We start from the raw sequence: 16,777 nt of genomic DNA on the forward strand, positions 1-16,777 counted from the left end.
ATGGCGACGTATCTGGTGACCGGCGCGACGGGATTGATCGGGCGTCACTTCACGCGGCTGCTGCTCGGCAGGGACGACACCGAGCACGTCACGTTGCTCGTGCGCGAGACCTCGCGGGAGCGCCTCGCCGACCTCGTGCAGCAGTGGCCGCATCCGGAGAAGGTGTCGCTGGTGACCGGCGACCTCGCCGCCGAGGGGCTCGGTGTCGGGGAGGGCGAGCGCGACCGGCTGCGCGGCAACGTCAGCCACCTCGTGCACCTGGCCGCGTTGTACGACCTCACCGCCGACGACGACGCCAGCGTCAGGGCCAACGTCGACGGCACCCGGCACGTCATCGAGCTCGCCGCCGACCTGCGCGCCGGATGCCTGCACCACGTCTCCTCCGTCGCGGTCGCCGGTGACTATGCCGGCGTGTTCACCGAAGACATGTTCGACGTGGGCCAGCGCCTGCTCACGCCGTACCACCGCACGAAGTTCGAGGCGGAACGGCTCGTGCGCGAACAGCACGACGTGCCGTGGCGCGTCTACCGGCCCGCGATCGTCGTCGGGCATTCCGAGACCGGCGAGATGGACAAGATCGACGGCCCGTACTACCTGTTCAGCGCCATCAACCGGCTGACGTCGCTGCCGAACCTGCCGGTGGTGGGCCCCGACATCGGCGACACCAACATCGTGCCGGTGGACTACGTCGCCAGGGCGCTGCTGGAACTCGTCTCCAAGGACGGCCTCGACGGTCGCGCCTTCCACCTCGTCAACCCCGAGCCGCAGCCGGTGGTGTCGGTCTACAACGCCTTCGCCCGCGCGGCCGGCGCGCCCACGGTCAACGTCGAGCTCGACGAGCGGATCTCCCGCGGTGTGGTCGGCCTGGTGAGGCTCTCCGAGCACGTGCCGGGCGTGACGATCGCGCGCAACGCCGTGCTCGGTCGCCTCGGCATCCCGCCGGTGCTGTTGGAGAACCTCACCTTCCCGTCCGTGTTCTCGTCGGCCGCCACTCGCAGGGAGCTGGCCGGGTCCGGTGTGGACGTTCCCCCGCTGCAGAGCTACGCGCCCGCGCTGTGGCGGTACTGGCGCGAGCACCTCGACCCGTTCCGCGCGCGCAAACACGGCCCCCGCGGCGAGCTGGACGGCCGCCGGATCGTGATAACCGGTGCGTCGTCGGGTATCGGGCGGGCGACCGCGCTCCAGGTGGCGGCCGAGGGCGGGGTCCCGCTGCTCGTCGCCCGGCGCAGGCCCGAGCTGGAGGAGCTGCGCGACGAGATCGTCGCCGCGGGCGGGCAGGCGTCGGTGTACCCGGCCGACCTGACCGACGAGGAGTCGGTGAACAAGGCCGTCGAGGCGATGCTCGCCGACCACGGGCGAGTGGACATGCTGGTGAACAACGCCGGCCGGTCGATCCGCCGCTCCGTGAGGCTTTCCTACGACCGCTTCCACGACTTCGAGCGCGCGATGGCCATCAACTACTTCGGCGCCGTGCGGCTGATCCTCGCCCTGCTGCCGCACATGGCCGAACGGAAGTTCGGGCACATCGTCAACGTCTCGTCGATCGGGGTACAGGGCATCGCGCCGCGGTTCTCCGCGTACGTCGCCTCGAAGGCCGCGCTCGACTACTTCAGCAAGATCGTGGCGACCGAGACGCACGGTGACGGCATCACGTTCACGACCATCCACATGCCGCTCGTGCGCACGCCGATGATCCGCCCGACGAAGATCTACGACGCGTTCCCGACGAAATCCCCCGAGCAGGCGGCGAGAATGGTCGTGCGGGCGCTGAAGGAGCGACCGAAGCACATCGGCTCCCCCGAGGGTTACCTGATCCAGGCCGCGTACGCCGTGGCGCCGAACCTGGTGAACGCCGTCGCGTACGAGGGCTACCGCGTGTTCCCCGACTCCACTGCCGCCGGCGGCACTGGAAAGCTGAACATCGGCAAGGGTGATCGCCACCTGTCGAGGGCGGCGGGCGCGCTCGTCAAGCTCACGCGCGGATTCCACTGGTGACACACCCTCGGTAACCGCTGCCCGCGCGGATACCACGAACTCTCAGGTGGACAGACACCACACCCCTTCTCGGCCTGCCTGATGCCGACGACACCCCGTGCGCGGGTACGGTCGGGGCATGGCTTCCGAGCACGACAACCGCCTGCTGCCGCTCCGGCGCGACTTCACCCAGGCGTGGCACGGGTTCGACCGCAATCAGGTGCTGCAGTACGTCGACCATGTCGAAGCGCAGCTGCGGCGGGTACTCGCCGAACGCGACTCGGCGATGGCGCAGTCGAGCACCGTCTCCCGCGAGCTGGAGAACGCCCGGCGGGAGCTGGGCAGGCTCCAGAACCGCGTGGAGGAGCTGAAGAAGCCACCGGAGCGGGTCGAGGATCTCGACGAGCGCATGCAGCGCACGGTCCAGCTCGCCAACACGCGCGCCGAGGAGATCGTCGCCCGCGCGGAGGCGGCCGCGGAGAAGAACTGGGCGGAGAGCAGCGACGTCGCGAACAAGCTGCACGAGCGCTACATGAAGCTCGTGGAGACGCTCGACAGCCACGCGAAGGCGCTGCAGGAGGAGCACGAGGAGGCGCTGGCCGCCACCAAGGCCGAGGTCGAGGCGCTGACCACCAAGGCGGCGAGGCGGCGCGAGCAGCTCGATGCCGAGGCCGAGCGCAAGCGGCGCAACATCGAGCGCGAGTTCGACGCGAAGATGAGCGCGGAGCGGACGGCTCTGGAGAAGCACATCGCCGACCAGAAAACGGCGAGCAAGAACGCGGCGGAGCGGCGAATCGCGGAGGCGACGGCCGAGGCCAAGCGCCTCGTCGACGAGGCGACGGCGAAGGCCAAGCGCCTGCTCGAGGAGGCCACCTCCGAGGCCGACCGGCGCACCACGGAGGCCAACGAGACCGTCGAGCGGCTCACCAAGATCCGCGAGGAGGCCCGCGCGCGGCTCCGGGAGGCCGACGAGGTGCTCCAGCGCGGTGAGTCGGCGCTCGTGCCGGTGCACGACGAGGACAGCGAGCTGGCCGATGTGCCGCCGAAGGACGGCAAGCGGGACAAGCCGCGGCCCACGCCCAGCGGCGACCGCCAGACGACCTACTCGGCCTACGCTACCAAGCCCAGGCCCTGAGGCGCGCCCTCACCCGCAGCCGGGCGGCCCCTTCAAGCGGCCCCTGCAGCTGGCCCCGCAGTGAAGGCCACCTTGCCTGCGCCCAACGCAGTGAAGGTGGCCCTCACTGCAACCGGGCGACCCCCTCCAGCCACGCCAACCCGGCCCCTGCAGTGAAGGCCACCCTGCCTGCGTCGATCAGGCACAGCGGCGCGAAGCGCCTCCGCCTGGGTGGCGGCGGGAGACGGGTGGGCACAGTGAAGGTGGCCCTCACTGCAACCGGGCGACCCCACCAACCACCCCAACCCGCTCCCGCAGTGAAGGCCACCCTGCCTGCGTCGACCAGGCACAGCGGCGCGAAGCGCCTCCGCCTGGGTGGCGGCGGGAGACGGGTGGGCACAGTGAAGGTGGCCTTCACTGCAGTCGGTTGGTCTCCTCCAGTTGCGCCGCCAGGCCCAGGAGGGTCGCCTCGCCGCCCGGGGCGGCCACCAGCTGCACGCCGATCGGCAGACCGTCGGCGAACTGCCCCGCGGGTACCGACATGGCGGGGAAGCCGGCCAGGTTCCACAGCCCCGCGAAGCCGGCGAGCCGGATCGACGGCGCCGCGTTGGCCAGGCACGACCGTTCGTGCCAGCGTCGCGCCTTCGGCGGCCTCGCCGCGAGGGTGGGCGTGACCAGCACGTCGTGGTCGGCGAAGAACGCCTCCGCGCGCCGCGTCCACTCCCGCGCGCTGTCCTCGCGGACGAGCCCGGCCCTGCGCACGGCGTTGCCGATCCGCACGTGCGTACGGGTACGGCGCTGCAGCAAGGCCGAGTCGACGCCGAGGTCGTCCGCCTGCTCGGCGGGGCCCGCGAACCAGCGTGTGAGCAGGCCCAGCGCCGCGGCTCCGTAGGCGGGCGTCGCGGCGACCACCCGGTGCCCGGCCGCCCCGAGGCGCGCCCCCGCACGCCGCACGGCCTCCCGCATCGGGCCCGGCACCGGGGCGTGCGTGAGCGGCACCTGCGTCGACACGGCGACGCGCAGCCTGCCCGGGTCGCGCGGCGTACGCAGGCCGGGGCGTTCGGCGAGCACGCCGAGCAGCAGAGCGGCGTCGGCCGCGGTCGTGGCGATCGCGCCGTGTGCGGACATCCCGAACCACTGCGGGTCGCTGGACTCGGCCACCACGCCCCTGCCCGGCTTTATGCCGACCAGGCCGCACATCGCGGACGGGAGCCGGATCGAGCCGAGGCCGTCGGTACCGTGCGCGAGCGGCACCAGCCCCGCCGCCACCGCGGCCGCGCTGCCTCCCGAAGACCCACCGGCCACATAGGACGGTTGCCGCGGGTTGCGGGCGATCCCCTCCGGGGTGTCGGTCATGGGCCAGATACACAGCTCGGGCACGCGCGTGAGGCCCACGATCACGGCACCGGCCGCCCGCAGCCGGGCGACGACCTCGTGGTCGGCGCTCGCCGGGGCGTGGTCGGTGGCGCGCGAACCCCATTCGACGCTCGCGCCCTCGACGCTCACGACGTCCTTGACCGCCACGGGAACCCCCGCCAGCGGCAGCTCGCGCAGGTCGGGGCGGTCCCGCAGGGCCTTGGCCTCGGCGAGCGCCTCGGCGGCACGGACACTGCGGAAGGCGCCGACGGCGCCGTCGGAGGCCTTGATCCGGCTCAGCGCGTCCTCGGTGGGGCGCACGGGGTCCAGCTTGCTCGCTCGCACTGCCGCGGCGATGTCCACGGCGCCAGAAGTCACCATCAGGTGACCTTACGCGAGCTCTCCAGGTTCTCGGCCAGGTTGTCGAGCGTGCGGGCCTGCGCGACGTAGTCCATCGAGCTGAACTCCCACGGGAACACCTGCCCGGCCTTTGCCGCGGGCGTCGCAGCGAACGTCGGTTGCTTCAGCATGTCCTCGCCGCTCATCGCGCGCAGCGAGTACAGCACCACGTCGACGGGGTGGTCGGCGACGTTCTCCCAGCTCACCTGCTGCCAGAAATACTCCGAGCCGCCGGGGTCGGGATACTTCACCCCGAGCTCGGTGTAGCTGCGCAGGGCGGGGTCGTCCTTCGCCTTGGCGATGTAGATGCCGTCGCCCTGGTAGGCAGCGACGGCCATCACCGAGAGCCCCGACGTCGCGGCGTTCTCCAGCCGCGTGCGGGCGGCCTCGTAGTCCTCGCGGGGCCCCTTCAGCTTCTGGTCGGTGACGCCGATCGACTTCGCGAACTCGACGGTGCGGTCCACGACGCCCGCCGCCGAGCCCTTCATGGCCAGTGCGACGATCGGAGCGATCTCGCCGACGAGCTTCTGCTGCTGGAGGTCCTTGAACCCGAACAGCGGCTTCGACGGGTCGAGCTTGCCCGAGGAGTCCACGGGGTAGGCGTGGGTGAGGATCAGGTCGGGGGCCAGGTTGGCGAGCTTCTCCAGGTTGATCTCGCCGTGGGTGGTGCCGAGCTCGGTGACCTTGGAGAGGTCCTTGCCCTTGAAGTTGACGTCGTCGGCGAGGCCGGTCTGCCCGAACGAGCCCACCGGCGTGATGCCGTAGTTCCACAGCGACGCGATGGCGTCGTTCAACCCGGCGATCGTGGTGGGCCTGGCGTCGAGTTCCACCGTGGCCCCGGTGTCGTCGGTGAAGGACCAGGCGCCGGAGCCGGACGCGGCGGAGCCGCCACGGCCACAGGCGGCGAGCAGGCCGGAGGCCGCTACCGCCGCGGCGCCGCCGAGCAGGCTCCGGCGGGAGAGAGTGGAAACCATGCCGGTCAACTTAGCTAAGCCTAAGCTCAGCGGGAAGCAAGTGTGAGCTATGCCGGCGCGGTTTCGCCGGAACGTTCCGGACCCGCCCACCGGCACAGCAGCAGGCACACGTCGTCGTCGTGGTCGCTGCCACCGAGCATCACCTTCAGCACGTGCTCGGTCCGCTCCTCCAGCCGCACCGCCTCGCACGTGGTGAACGCGCCCGCGAGCCGCTCCATGCCAGCGTCGATGTCGCTGGAGCGCCGCTCGATGAGCCCGTCGGTGTAGAGCACCACCGACGAGCCGGGCGACAGCGCGCGCTCGTGCTCGGGGATGTCGTACGGGATGTTGATCCCGAGCATCGGCCCGTGGTCGACGTCGAGGAACTCCACCTCGCCGGTCGGCGCCTGCACCAGCGGCGGCGGGTGACCCGCGCTCGCCCACCGCATGACGCCGGTGCCGAGCTCGACCTCGGCCACGACGGCGGTCGCGAACAACGTGCCCGGCTCGCCGCGAAGCAGGTCGTGCACGAGCCGCAGGGACGCCGCGGGACCGTGGCCCTCGATCGCGTAGGCCCGCAGCACGTTCTGCAGCTTGCCCATCACCACCGCGGCGTCGAGCCCGTGCCCGGTGACGTCGCCGACCGTGAGCACCACCTTGCCGTCCGGCCGGTGGAACGCGTCGTACCAGTCGCCGCCGACGTGCACGCCACGCGTGGCGGAGCGGTACCGAGCGACGATGTCGAGCTCGTCGTGGGAGGCGAGCGCGGGCAGCATCGCGCGCTGGAGCCGTTCGGCGAGCTCGTGCTCGCGCTCGTACTCGTTGGCGTTGCGCAGGCCCACGGCGGCGCGGTTCGCGACGGCCTTGGCGAGCGTGATGTCGTCGTGGACGAACGGGGCGGACTCGCGGTGCAGGTCGAAGATGCCGAGCACGTGCGGGCCCGCAGTGAGCGGCACGCTGACGCGGTGGTCGCCATCCTGGACGGGCTTGTGCGAGACGAGGGCCCTTCGGGTGGTCACGTCGGGTTTGCGGTGCGGGTCGGCAGGACAGGCGAGGCCGTCGCCCGCCGCCGTCCACACCCGGGTGCGATCGGCCAGGCCGTTGCTGCGGACGAGCGACGCGACCTCGTCCAGCATCTCCACGCTGTCCAGCGAGGTCGCCGACGCGCGGCTGACGTCGTCGAGGAACGCGGTCCGCTGGCGTTGCCGGTCGATCTCTGCGTGCAGGGCGAGCAGGCCCGCGTTGGTCTGCTCGAGCTCCGACTGGTGCCAGCTCAGCTCGCCCCGCTGCTCGCGGATGACCGCGGTGAGCGCCTCGAGCACGTCACCGATGGGGCTGCCCGGTTCGATGGCGGCGAGCTCGGCCGTGATCGTCTCCCAGGCGCGGGGCGGCAGGTCGCGCGCGCTGAGCACGCGCTCCACCTCGGCCTTGAGCTCGTTGGTGAGGCGAGGGTCCGCGGTCACGAGGCCTCACCTCCCGCGATGGCCAGCACGCAGGCGTCGTCGCGCCGCCGGATGTGCTGCCCCAGCAGCCAGCCCGCCACCGTGGCGGGATCGTGGCCGAGGAGGCCGGGCCATTCGGCGGCGTTCCATCGTTCGGACACTCCGTCGGTGTGCATGATCAGCCAGCTGTCGGCGGACCACGGTCGGACCAGCGGATTCGCCCGCCGTCCCCGCCGCTGCCTCCTTCCCACTATGCCCGGAACAGAGACCAGTGTCTCCCGGGTCTCACCCGGCCCGAACAGGCGCGCGGTGACATTGCCGACCCCGGAGAAGGACAGTGTGCCCCGTGCGAGATCGAGTTGCACGAGCGCGACGGTGGAGCCGCGTGCCGCGGCGGGGTCCTCGTCCATCGCGGCGAGCAGCACGGGCAGCGAGGCGGCCGGGTCGGCCGTGACATGACCGATCGCCGCCGCGCTGGCCGCGGCTGCGGCCGGCCCGTGGCCGAGCCCGTCGGTGAGGGCGATCGTCACGAGCCCGTCGGCGTCCACCGCGGTCCAGCCGTCGCCGCTGACCGACTCACCGGGTGCGGCGAAGAGCACACTCCCCACGCGCACGCCGCGCCAGCGGGGCGCGCCGATCAGCCAGCGCGCCAGCACGGCGGTGCCCGCGCCGAGGCGCGAGTAGACGTCGAACTCGTCGGCGAGCCGCCGCACCGCGCCGAGCCCCGTGCCCATCGAGCCGGTGGTGGAGAACCCGTCCCGCATGCTCTCGTCCACACTGCGCAGCCCGGGGCCCCGGTCGGTGGCGATCAGGTCGAGGCCCAGCGGGCCGTGGGTGATCGCGAACAGTCCGTCCTGCGCGTACTTGAGCAGGTTGGTCGCCAGCTCGGACGCGGCGATGGCGATCCGGTCGACGGTCGCGGCGGGCAGTTCCTCGTCGCGCGCCGCCGTGGTCGCGAGCGAGCGGGCCTGTCCCACGTGCGCCGGCTCGGCGACCGGCAGGACGAGGCCGCTCATCCTCGGGCCGGCTTACGGGCCCGGAACCCCACCGAGACCGTGGTGCCCTCCCCCGGCGCCGTGCGCAGGTCGAACTCGTCGGCGAGCCTGCGCGCACCGCTGAGCCCGAGGCCGAGCCCACCCGCGCTGCTGTATCCGTCGGTGAGCGCGAGTTCGACGTCCGCGATGCCGGGACCGTTGTCGGTGAACACCAGCCGCAGCGTGGTGGTGCCGTCGTCGGCCTTCTCCAGGTCGATCTTGGCCTCGCCACCGTGGCCGTGGACCCGCGTGTTGCGCGCGAGCTCGCTCGCCGCCGTCACGAGCTTGGTCTGCTCGACGAGGGAGAAGCCGATCGAGACGGCCACCTCCCGGACGGCCTGGCGAACGTGAACGATGTCGATCTCCTCGTTGATCCGCACCTCCTGGACGGTGAGGACGCTCGTCATCGTCGCCTCGCGGAGCCGTTCAGCCTGTCCAACCCGTCCGCCACCGTCAGCGCCGTGCCGAGGCCGGGCAGGGTCAGTCCCAGCTCCACGAGTGTGATCGCCACCTCTGGCCGCATCCCGACGACCACCGTCTCCGCGGCGAGCAGCGCGCTCGCTCCCGCGATGTCGTGCAGGGTCCTGGCGAGGAAGGAGTCGACGAGGTCGAGTCCGGACACGTCGATGAGCACGCCCCTGGCGCTGCTCCTCGCGACGTTGGTGGTGAGCTCCTCCTGCAACGCCATCGCGTCCTCGTCGGTCAGCTCACCCTGGATGGTCACGAGCAACACGTCCTGCAGCTCGACGACGGAAGTCGCGCTCATGGCCGTTACCCCGCACCGCGCTCGTCGGGGCACACGGTGAGCCCGATGACGCGCAGCGCCTGCCCGAAGGCGTCGGCGAGCGTCGCCCGGGTCGCCACCTCACCGAGGTCGATGCCGAGCTGGACCATCGTCTGCGCGATCTGGGGGCGAATTCCGCTGATGATGCACTCCGCGCCCATCAGCCGCGCCGCCACCGCGGTCTTGAGCAGGTGCTGCGCGACGAGCGTGTCCACCGCCGTGACGCCGGTGATGTCGAGGATCGCCACCCGCGCCTGCTGCGCGACGATCTGCTCGAGCAGGCTCTCGGTCGCGATCTGGCCACGCGTGCTGTCGAGGGTGCCGATGAGCGGGATGGCGAGGATGCCGTCCCACAGCTTGATCACGGGGGTCGACAGCTCGGTGAGCTGCGCCCGCTGCGCGAGGATGGTCTCCGTTCCCGCCGAAAGCTCGATCTCCAGCAACGCGATGCGCAGCGTGTTGAGCACTGTGGACAGCACCATGTCGCCGCGATGGGAGACCTCGTCGGGCAGGTCCTGGTCGTGCCACAGCCGTAGCAGCGGACCCTTCAGCACGGTGACGTCGGGACGGTCGCTGCCGGAGGGACCGCCCGCTGAGCGGGCGGCGAGCGACGCGAGCACGGGGCGCACGGTCGCGAAACCGTCGGCGGAGGGGTCCTCCTCCGCGCCGGTCTCGATCACGTGCCTGATCCCGGCGAGCAACTCGGCGCACTCCTCGGCGGCGTCGGCGGGGCGCCGGGCGGTGAACACGGGCGTCGCGGCCCACGCTCGTTCGATGTCGGACCGGTGTTCCTTCAGGAACTCGGCCAAGCTGTCGCGGATGGTCTGGCCGGTGCCGGCGGTCATGCCCCACGTCCTCCGTCGCGCCTTGAGCCACTTCTCGTTGTGCTGAGGATTCGCTTACCTCCTGGCAAACTTAGGGCACAGCATGACCCACCTCCAGGGGAGGTACAAACCCAGGCGCCTGCGAAGCGCGCTCGACCAGGAGTGATCTGACGATGACCAACGGCAGCGAGGGAAACGGCGCCACCGCGAACCCGACGGTGGTGCATGCCGAGCTCGTCAGTGACGGCGAGGGTCACATCGCGCTCAGCGGTGAGATCGACCACGGCGTCGCGCCTCAACTCGATGCCGCGCTCGAGTCGCTCTTCTCGGCCGGGGCGGGCAGACTCGTGGTGGACTTCGCCCGCCTTTCGTTCTTCGACTCGGCGTGCATCAGTGCGCTGGTGCGCGCCCATTCGAAGGTGACCGAGCGCGGCGGGACGGTCAGGCTGGTCAACGTCGACCGCTACGCCCACCGGGTGCTGCAGATCGCCGGCCTCGTTCCGCTCTTCGAGATCGAGCAGGCGATCGGCCCCGACGCCGAGCCCGATGACTGAGCGGACGGGGCGACGACCACCTGACACATTGCTGCTGGACCTGCGGCTTCGTGCCGATCCGAACGCGCCTTCCGAGGCCAGGCACGCCACCGAGCGCGCACTCGGGCCAATCGATCGGGCGGTGCGCGAGAGCGTGCTGCTGATCGTCACGGAGCTCGTCACCAACGCCGTCCTCCACGCGCGCTCCGCCAGCTCGTTGCGTGTGCTAGCCGGGGCAGGCCGCGTGCGGGTGGAAGTCGCCGACCGCGCACCCGAGCGACCGGTGGTGCGCAGTCCCTCACCGCGGCAGCCGCACGGCCGCGGGATGCTGCTGGTCTCCGCGATGGCCGACGAGTGGGGTGTGCGGCAGACGGACGAGGGCAAGATCGTGTGGGCCGAACTCCGCCCCTGACGTCGTCCAATCTGGTAGTAGTGCCTGGTCAGGGTGAGTCATCCGGGGAGTGGGTCGGCGTGGAGCTTCGCGAGGTCGAGGTGTTCCTGGCATTGGCCGAGGAACTGCACTTCGGCCGTGCCGCCACCCGGTTGCGTCTGACGCAGGGCCGCGTCAGCCAGACCATCCGCGCGCTGGAGAACGAGATCGGCGGGGCGCTGTTCGAGCGCACCAACCGGCAGGTGAGCCTCACCCCGCTGGGCGCCCGGTTCCGGGTCGGCGCGCAACGAGGTTACGAGGAGTTGCACCGCGCCCTGCGGGACTGCCGGGCCGCGGCCCGCAACATCACCAGCCAGCTGCGCGTCGGTTACCTGCCCAGCATGGGCAACGACGTGGTCACCCGTATCGTCGGCGCCTTCGAGCAGCGGCACCCCGAATGTCACGTCTACCTGCACACCCTGCACCTGCGGCACAGCCTCGACCCCGAGCCCGCACTGCTGGCGGGCGAGACGGACATCGCGCTGTGCTGGTCGCCAGGCGGTGACGGCCGCGCGCTGGAAACGCCGAGGCTCGTGGTCGGTCCCGTGCTCGAACAGGTGCCGAGGGCGGTGCTCGCGCCTGACGATCATCCGCTGGCGAAGCGCAGCAGCGTCACCCTCGACGACCTCGCCGACCACGTGCTGATCAACCCGTCCAAGTCGGCCCCGGTGCAGCAGCGCGAGCTGTGGAGCCCGCCCGTGACCCCGTCAGGGCGGCCACTGCGGCACACCGGCGAGGACATCGTCGGCCTGACCAACCGGGCCGAGCTGACCGCCGACGACGTGCTGACGCTCGTCGCCCGCGGGCATGGCCTGCACCTCACTGTCGCGACCCTGCTCGAGCACATACCGTTCCGTGGGCTCACGCTGATCCCGGTCACGGACCTGCCGCCGATGGCGCTGGTTCCGGTCTGGGCGGCCAGCACTGAGAACGCCACCTTCCGCGCGTTCGCGCAGGCCGCGGCCGAGGCGGCGAAAGCGATGCAGCGCCAACAGAAAACCGAACATTAGCTAGGCTAATCGTTCTATTAGTAAACACTCATTGATCGGCCGCCGAAGCCTCCGGCAGACTCAATCCGCCGCTGGATGGAACAACCGCGGCGTTGTGTCGCTCCTGCAGACTCGGGTCGGCAGTCGCTCGACTGGGGGTGCGGCTGCCGGCCCGTCACCGCACGGGTCCGCAGCCGCTTTTCTTTCGGCCTCCCCGATCACCCGGTGACGCCGCTTCGGCCGGATCCTGAAGCGCCGCAACGGTTTTGTCGGCCAGCGCGAGCGCGAGGACGCCGCCGGACACCGTGGCGAACGCCGCGGGCGTCGTACCCGCCACCAGCCCGCCACGGAAGTTGCCGAGGTCCGGCGCGGCGGCACCTCGCTCGTGCTCCAGCGCGCTCACCCGGCCCCGGCGGGAGTCCGGCGTCGCGAGCCTCCCGTCAGCTCCCGCGCCTGTTCGAGTACGGCGGCGAGGGCGAGCTGACCGCCCACAGTGGACAGGACGGCGCCGATCCAGCGCCTCCGGAACGCGGCTGAGCCGCAGCGGGCGGAGGTCGCGAGCCTCACTCGCCGTGGGCGAGCCGCCGCACGATGCGGTCGTGGAAGGACCGCCGCCCGAGTGCGGCCTCGATATCCCTGACGACGCTGGTCATCGCGTAGGGCAGCTCCGCCTCCAGCTCAGCGACCGCGTCCTCGGTGGCCCGCCACTCGGCCTCCAGGAAGGGCACGAGCTCGCGGGCGCGATCGGTGAGTGTCACCTCGCGGGTGCGCGCGTCGGCCCCGGGGCTGCTGGTGACCAGGCCCTCGCGGCGCATCGCGCTCACGGTCTGGCTCATGGCCGAATGCGTGACGCCCAGCGACTTCGCCAGCTCGCGGATGGTCATGGGCCCACGACGGCTCAGCCGGATCAGCGGCATCGTGAACCTCGGCCGTACCCCGACGACACCGCGCTCGTCGTAGAGCTTGGCGATGTCGTCGTCCATCGCGTTCAGCAACCGGCGCAGCGGACCCCATTGGCTCCGCTCCGTGGGGTCCGCGCCTTCGCCCGCGCTGTGCTCGGCGGTCGTCATGCCGGCGATTGTAACAGCGCTTATATAGCTATCCGATCACCCGATCCGTCCACTCGCTCTCGTCGAGGCCGAGCAACGTGACGCGGTCCAGCAGGCCCTGCACCCCGCCGATCGGGCCGAGGTCGGCGGCCGCGGGCCGATCGACCGTGACGCACACCTGCAGGTCGTTCCCGGTCTTGCAGACGGGGTTGCCGAAGCCGGGCGGCGCCCCGCCCTCGGGCTTCACGTGGAAGGCCACGTTGGCGCCGTTGACGGTGTAGAACAACTGGACCTGCCACGGAAGGCCGTCGTTCAGCTCGGGCCTGCGAGACGTCGTGACGTCACCGAGGCGGAAGTTGTCCGGCAGGGCACTGATGTGCAGCGGCAACGGCACCGCACGGTCCCCGACCGTCACATCCGCGGCCACCCTGAGCAATGCCTGCCGGGGGTCGCGGTAGTCGAGGTAGTAGGCGTTGATCTCCGCCCATCGCCCATCGCCGGTCGGCCAGCGCAGCCACGTGTCTCCGCCGTTCAGCGGGTCCCCTGGGTCGACGGTGACCCAGTAGCCGTCCTGCGTGCCCACCCTGACGGGAATGCGGACCGGGTCGCCGCCCAGGTCGCCTCGCCGGTCGAGCGGTGGCTCCTCGTCGTGGACAGCGAGCCAGATCATCGCCGGGAACTCCCCCTGCCCGATCGCCAGCGCGTAGTCGCCGTGCGCCCCCACTCCGTACTCGACGCCGGTGATCACCTCCGGCAACCAGCCGAACGACGCCTTGGCAATCAATGGATTGTGCTGCCGATCGACCATCCCTGTCGCCTCCTGCTCGTCAGGACCGGTCGTCGCGGTGGCCGTCGACCGGTCGGGATGGGCGGCCTTGAACTCTGGCCGGACGAACCGAGCGCCGCGGGAATCGCCAGGCCGGCCGCGAGCACCACGGCGGCGCACCCCGCGACGACCGAGTAGGCGCGAAGCCGCCGCTGCCGCCTACCCTTCCGCCTCGCGCCGTCGATGTCGAGCACCATCGGCGGCGCGGGAGTCTCGGCCAGCCAGTCCATGGAGTCCCGGGCCCGCGATGAACCCGTCGAGGGAAATCGTTACGTGGAGCGGCGACTACAAGACGGCTTCCAGCGGTTGGTCGCTACCGCGCCAGGTGGCTGCCAGCTCCTGCACCGGCAGGTTGAGCGCCTCGCCGAGGCAGATGATCGTGCCGAACCCGGGAGAGGGCAGCCGCCCGGTCTCGATCTTGCGGAGGGTTTCCGGTGAGATGCCCGCCGCGTGCGCGACCTCCGCCAGGTCGCGTCCCGCTCGCGCGTGGCGCAGCAGTGCGCCGAGACGCCTGCCTGCTTCGATCTGCTCGGGTGTGAGCGGTTGGCGGACCATGCCCCCAGAATAGAGTTGGTATTACTATACCGACAAGTGTTAGGGTGGCGGTATAATAATACCAACACTCTGTGACGCGAGGTTTTCGTGATTGAACTGAAGACGCCTGCGGAGATCCAACGCATGCACGTGGCGGGCCGTTTCGTCGCCGAGGTGCTCTCCGAGGTCGGCAGGCTCGCCGACGTTGGCGTCAACCTCCTGGACCTGGAGCACCACGTGCGCGGCATGATCAAACGGCGTGGGGCGGAATCGTGCTACTGGGACTACGCTCCGTCCTTCGGCAAGGGTCCGTTCCGCAACGTCATCTGCCTGTCGGTCAACGACGCCGTCCTGCACGGCCTGCCGCACGACTACACGCTGCGCGACGGGGACGTGCTCAGCGCGGATCTCGCGGTCAGCATCGATGGCTGGGTGGCCGACTCGGCGCGCACGGTCGTCGTCGGGACCGCCGCCGAGGAGGACCTTCGGATCATCCGTGCCACCGAGGAGGCGTTGGAGGCGGCGATCGAGGTGGCGCGTCCGGGCAACCGCCTTGGCGACATCTCGGCGGCGATCTGGGCGGTGGCCTGCGACTACGGCTATCCGGTGAACACCGAGTTCGGTGGTCACGGCATCGGCCGCACCATGCACGAGGAACTACACGTCTCCAACAAGGGCCGGGCAGGCCGCGGCCTGAAGCTCCGGCCGGGTCTGACCCTAGCGCTCGAACCCTGGTTCGCCCGCACGACCGACGAGATCGTCTATGACGCGGACGGCTGGACCATCCGGTCGGCCGACGGCTCGCGCACGGCCCACTCCGAGCACACTATCGCCATCACCGAGGACGCACCCTTGGTGCTCACCCGGCGTGAATCGGAGGTTCCCGTGACGAGGGTCGATTCCGCCGGTCGTCCATCCACAAGAGACGCTTAGGAGAAGACAGTCGATCTTGGACCCTCCACGGAAGCCGACCCTCCCGGGGAGGCGACCTCCCAGTAGCAGGCGCTACCGAAGCAGATCCGCCCATTGTGGACGGACGGGGCGAAGCGGTCGGTTCACCGATCGGAGTGCGATCGCGACACCCAAAGCACCAAGACCAGTGTGTGGGACCTCCGCCGATGAGGTCGTGCTCGAATCGGCGCGGCAGAGTTGCGCACCCAAGACCTGTTGCGACTAGGGCGTGTCTCCGATCCTAGGGAATCTGCTTGCCTCGCCGAACCCGGCCAATCAGCATCGTCACCTGAATCCGTTCGGTGATCGGCAGATGTGGCTCAAGTACGTGGCAAAGTCGCTCGGCGAAGTGTGGGCGTTGTTCCGGGGAGGGGAGGCGGTTGACAGATAACGCTGAATAGACGCCACCGACGATCTGGTCGGCGCTGAGCTCGTCGATGTAGTCGACGCTAGTGACGGTTACGTCGTAACCTGCCGCGGTCAAGCTGTCGCGATATTGCCGCTGGCTGGCTTCATCAGTACCACAGGTGCCGGTCAGTTTGCTGCCCAGCCAGTCCTCCAGATACCCACGCAGAACCCGAGACCAGGCCGTGTTCTGCAGCCACAACGGTGTTCCGTTGGTTACCACAGCTACCCCACCACCCGGCCGGAGGAAGGGAACCGCCGCGCGGAACAACTCCTCATGGTCCATCCAGTGCAGCGCCTGTCCAATGGTCACTGCACCCAGGCGTCGATCGCCGATCAGAGCTCCAAGCGTGCGAACATCAGTGTCGGTCCCGAGCATCCAGCTCACGTTGACCACTCCACGATCACGCGCGGCGCGCCGGGCGCGTAGCAGCATGTCCGGCTCGGGATCCACGGCAACCACCGACCGCACCCGCTCGGCGACCGGCAGGGTCAGCTGGCCGGTTCCGCACCCGAGGTCCACCACGACGTCGTCGGTCGTCAACCCGAGGGTGCCCGCTAGCGAGTCGATCACGGTCGGCGGATAACCACGCCGAAACCGATGATAGAAGTCGACCACGTCACCACGAAAACCCAAGTCCATAGCCGAAGTGTGCTTACCGGATCCTGCCTGCGACAGCGGTTCGGCTCACAGCGTGAAAGCTCGACCAGCGGGACGAAACTTGCCACCGCTGCCGCCCCAACACTCGACCACACCGGTCCGCGGCAGAAAAGTGGACTGGACGTTTTCACGACTCACTCACAGTGAGCTCGGTGGTCATCCCGCCAACCGCACCGCGGCTACTTCCGGCCATCCCGGAGCCTGCCCGTCTGGCGAGGACATGCGCTTCTTCTTGTTCAGCTCACCGGCTCCCCGGCCTGCCTCGGCCCGGCCGATGCGCGGGGACCGGCGCCAGCCGCACGCCCCGCGCAGGCTCGGCCGGGAGCAGGAGGCCCCGCCGGGGCCGCCTTGACTCTGTGGGCAATTCGAACTCCGGGGATGAACCGGGAAATGATCTCGGATGCCCTGTCCCAGGTCGCTGACCTGGGGTTAGTGCCCCCGACGGGACTCGAACCCGCACTGAATCGATTTTAAGTCGACTGCCTCTGCCGGTTGGGCTACGGGGGCATGAGCAGCTTA

18 protein-coding genes and 1 tRNA gene are annotated in these 16,777 nt (G+C 70.3%); 6 read left to right on the top strand and 13 right to left on the bottom strand.

Features of this window, described 5'->3' with window-relative positions:
• Complete coding sequence (locus tag DI005_RS36110) at positions 1-1,995, top strand: SDR family oxidoreductase (RefSeq protein WP_113645012.1); 1,995 nt, start codon at positions 1-3, stop codon at positions 1,993-1,995.
• A gap of 118 nt (positions 1,996-2,113) precedes the next feature.
• Positions 2,114-3,109: a cell division protein DivIVA gene (locus DI005_RS36115; RefSeq protein ID WP_233520436.1), complete on the top strand. Its 996-nt coding sequence runs from the start codon at positions 2,114-2,116 to the stop codon at positions 3,107-3,109.
• A gap of 393 nt (positions 3,110-3,502) precedes the next feature.
• On the opposite strand, the gene DI005_RS36120 is transcribed toward DI005_RS36115, so the two are convergent.
• Genes DI005_RS36120 through DI005_RS36150 form a run of 7 tightly spaced genes read right to left on the bottom strand, consistent with a single transcriptional unit; the run spans position 3,503 to position 9,901 of the window.
• On the bottom strand, positions 3,503-4,825 hold the full coding sequence (locus tag DI005_RS36120; RefSeq protein ID WP_112270787.1) for an amidase family protein: 1,323 nt from the start codon (positions 4,823-4,825) through the stop codon (positions 3,503-3,505).
• Positions 4,825-5,817 carry an ABC transporter substrate-binding protein gene (locus DI005_RS36125; RefSeq protein ID WP_113645013.1) on the bottom strand — a complete coding sequence of 331 codons (993 nt, stop codon included), beginning with the start codon at positions 5,815-5,817 and terminating at the stop codon, positions 4,825-4,827. The genes DI005_RS36120 and DI005_RS36125 overlap by 1 nt, the downstream gene beginning before the upstream one ends.
• A gap of 47 nt (positions 5,818-5,864) precedes the next feature.
• Positions 5,865-7,259, bottom strand: a complete 1,395-nt coding sequence (locus tag DI005_RS36130; protein ID WP_113645014.1) for a PP2C family protein-serine/threonine phosphatase — start codon at positions 7,257-7,259, stop codon at positions 5,865-5,867.
• Positions 7,256-8,254, bottom strand: a complete 999-nt coding sequence (locus DI005_RS36135; protein WP_113645015.1) for an ATP-binding SpoIIE family protein phosphatase — start codon at positions 8,252-8,254, stop codon at positions 7,256-7,258. The genes DI005_RS36130 and DI005_RS36135 overlap by 4 nt, the downstream gene beginning before the upstream one ends.
• The gene (locus DI005_RS36140; RefSeq protein WP_112270771.1) at positions 8,251-8,679 is read right to left on the bottom strand and encodes an anti-sigma regulatory factor; all 429 of its coding nucleotides are present in this window, start codon (positions 8,677-8,679) and stop codon (positions 8,251-8,253) included. The genes DI005_RS36135 and DI005_RS36140 overlap by 4 nt, the downstream gene beginning before the upstream one ends.
• Positions 8,676-9,038 (bottom strand): STAS domain-containing protein, encoded by a 363-nt coding sequence (locus DI005_RS36145; RefSeq protein ID WP_110343125.1) that lies wholly within the window; start codon positions 9,036-9,038, stop codon positions 8,676-8,678. The genes DI005_RS36140 and DI005_RS36145 overlap by 4 nt, the downstream gene beginning before the upstream one ends.
• A gap of 5 nt (positions 9,039-9,043) precedes the next feature.
• Positions 9,044-9,901 (bottom strand): STAS domain-containing protein, encoded by an 858-nt coding sequence (locus DI005_RS36150; RefSeq protein ID WP_112270769.1) that lies wholly within the window; start codon positions 9,899-9,901, stop codon positions 9,044-9,046.
• Between the two features lie 152 nt (positions 9,902-10,053).
• On the opposite strand from DI005_RS36150, the gene DI005_RS36155 reads away from it, so the two are divergent.
• From DI005_RS36155 to DI005_RS36165, 3 genes are read left to right on the top strand one after another with little or no spacing between them, the layout of a single operon-like run.
• Complete coding sequence (locus tag DI005_RS36155) at positions 10,054-10,434, top strand: STAS domain-containing protein (protein ID WP_112270767.1); 381 nt, start codon at positions 10,054-10,056, stop codon at positions 10,432-10,434.
• Positions 10,427-10,825, top strand: coding sequence for an ATP-binding protein (locus DI005_RS36160; RefSeq protein ID WP_112270765.1), 399 nt, complete (start codon positions 10,427-10,429; stop codon positions 10,823-10,825). The genes DI005_RS36155 and DI005_RS36160 overlap by 8 nt, the downstream gene beginning before the upstream one ends.
• 59 nt (positions 10,826-10,884) lie before the next feature.
• A complete protein-coding gene (locus tag DI005_RS36165; RefSeq protein WP_158303275.1) occupies positions 10,885-11,853 on the top strand; it encodes a LysR family transcriptional regulator in 969 nt (322 codons plus the stop codon).
• Positions 11,854-12,007: 154 nt separating this feature from the next.
• Here the strand turns inward: DI005_RS36165 and DI005_RS36170 are convergent, their stop codons facing one another.
• The 4 genes from DI005_RS36170 to DI005_RS36185 form a co-directional block, all read right to left on the bottom strand.
• Complete coding sequence (locus DI005_RS36170; RefSeq protein WP_113645016.1) at positions 12,008-12,235, bottom strand: hypothetical protein; 228 nt, start codon at positions 12,233-12,235, stop codon at positions 12,008-12,010.
• 160 nt (positions 12,236-12,395) lie between these two features.
• On the bottom strand, positions 12,396-12,902 hold the full coding sequence (locus DI005_RS36175) for a MarR family winged helix-turn-helix transcriptional regulator (RefSeq protein ID WP_112270759.1): 507 nt from the start codon (positions 12,900-12,902) through the stop codon (positions 12,396-12,398).
• Positions 12,903-12,930: 28 nt separating this feature from the next.
• A complete protein-coding gene (locus tag DI005_RS36180; protein WP_233520437.1) occupies positions 12,931-13,689 on the bottom strand; it encodes a hypothetical protein in 759 nt (252 codons plus the stop codon).
• Between the two features lie 303 nt (positions 13,690-13,992).
• A complete protein-coding gene (locus DI005_RS36185; RefSeq protein ID WP_112270753.1) occupies positions 13,993-14,262 on the bottom strand; it encodes a helix-turn-helix domain-containing protein in 270 nt (89 codons plus the stop codon).
• Between the two features lie 87 nt (positions 14,263-14,349).
• On the opposite strand from DI005_RS36185, the gene map reads away from it, so the two are divergent.
• Positions 14,350-15,174 carry a type I methionyl aminopeptidase gene (gene map / locus DI005_RS36190; protein ID WP_113645017.1) on the top strand — a complete coding sequence of 275 codons (825 nt, stop codon included), beginning with the start codon at positions 14,350-14,352 and terminating at the stop codon, positions 15,172-15,174.
• A 259-nt stretch (positions 15,175-15,433) separates the two neighbouring features.
• Here map and DI005_RS36195 read toward each other — a convergent pair whose 3' ends face one another.
• Both DI005_RS36195 and DI005_RS36200 read right to left on the bottom strand, forming a co-directional pair.
• The gene (locus DI005_RS36195) at positions 15,434-16,240 is read right to left on the bottom strand and encodes a class I SAM-dependent methyltransferase (RefSeq protein WP_113645018.1); all 807 of its coding nucleotides are present in this window, start codon (positions 16,238-16,240) and stop codon (positions 15,434-15,436) included.
• A 451-nt stretch (positions 16,241-16,691) separates the two neighbouring features.
• Positions 16,692-16,765: transfer RNA gene (locus tag DI005_RS36200), tRNA-Leu, on the bottom strand.
• Positions 16,766-16,777 lie beyond the last annotated feature (12 nt).

It is taken from the genome of Prauserella sp. PE36, from assembly GCF_003311655.1.
Taxonomy (GTDB): domain Bacteria; phylum Actinomycetota; class Actinomycetes; order Mycobacteriales; family Pseudonocardiaceae; genus Prauserella_A; species Prauserella_A endophytica.

Excerpts from the sequence above, each read along its gene's own strand:
- DI005_RS36110 (WP_113645012.1), top strand. The coding sequence starts at position 1 with ATGGCGACGTATCTGGTGACCGGCGCGACGGGATTGATCGGGCGTCAC.
- DI005_RS36115 (WP_233520436.1), top strand. The coding sequence starts at position 2,114 with ATGGCTTCCGAGCACGACAACCGCCTGCTGCCGCTCCGGCGCGACTTC.
- DI005_RS36120 (WP_112270787.1), bottom strand. The coding sequence starts at position 4,825 with ATGGTGACTTCTGGCGCCGTGGACATCGCCGCGGCAGTGCGAGCGAGC.
- DI005_RS36125 (WP_113645013.1), bottom strand. The coding sequence starts at position 5,817 with ATGGTTTCCACTCTCTCCCGCCGGAGCCTGCTCGGCGGCGCCGCGGCG.
- DI005_RS36135 (WP_113645015.1), bottom strand. The coding sequence starts at position 8,254 with ATGAGCGGCCTCGTCCTGCCGGTCGCCGAGCCGGCGCACGTGGGACAG.
- DI005_RS36140 (WP_112270771.1), bottom strand. The coding sequence starts at position 8,679 with ATGACGAGCGTCCTCACCGTCCAGGAGGTGCGGATCAACGAGGAGATC.
- DI005_RS36145 (WP_110343125.1), bottom strand. The coding sequence starts at position 9,038 with ATGAGCGCGACTTCCGTCGTCGAGCTGCAGGACGTGTTGCTCGTGACC.
- DI005_RS36150 (WP_112270769.1), bottom strand. The coding sequence starts at position 9,901 with ATGACCGCCGGCACCGGCCAGACCATCCGCGACAGCTTGGCCGAGTTC.
- DI005_RS36155 (WP_112270767.1), top strand. The coding sequence starts at position 10,054 with ATGACCAACGGCAGCGAGGGAAACGGCGCCACCGCGAACCCGACGGTG.
- DI005_RS36160 (WP_112270765.1), top strand. The coding sequence starts at position 10,427 with ATGACTGAGCGGACGGGGCGACGACCACCTGACACATTGCTGCTGGAC.
- DI005_RS36175 (WP_112270759.1), bottom strand. The coding sequence starts at position 12,902 with ATGACGACCGCCGAGCACAGCGCGGGCGAAGGCGCGGACCCCACGGAG.
- DI005_RS36180 (WP_233520437.1), bottom strand. The coding sequence starts at position 13,689 with ATGGTCGATCGGCAGCACAATCCATTGATTGCCAAGGCGTCGTTCGGC.
- DI005_RS36185 (WP_112270753.1), bottom strand. The coding sequence starts at position 14,262 with ATGGTCCGCCAACCGCTCACACCCGAGCAGATCGAAGCAGGCAGGCGT.
- DI005_RS36195 (WP_113645018.1), bottom strand. The coding sequence starts at position 16,240 with ATGGACTTGGGTTTTCGTGGTGACGTGGTCGACTTCTATCATCGGTTT.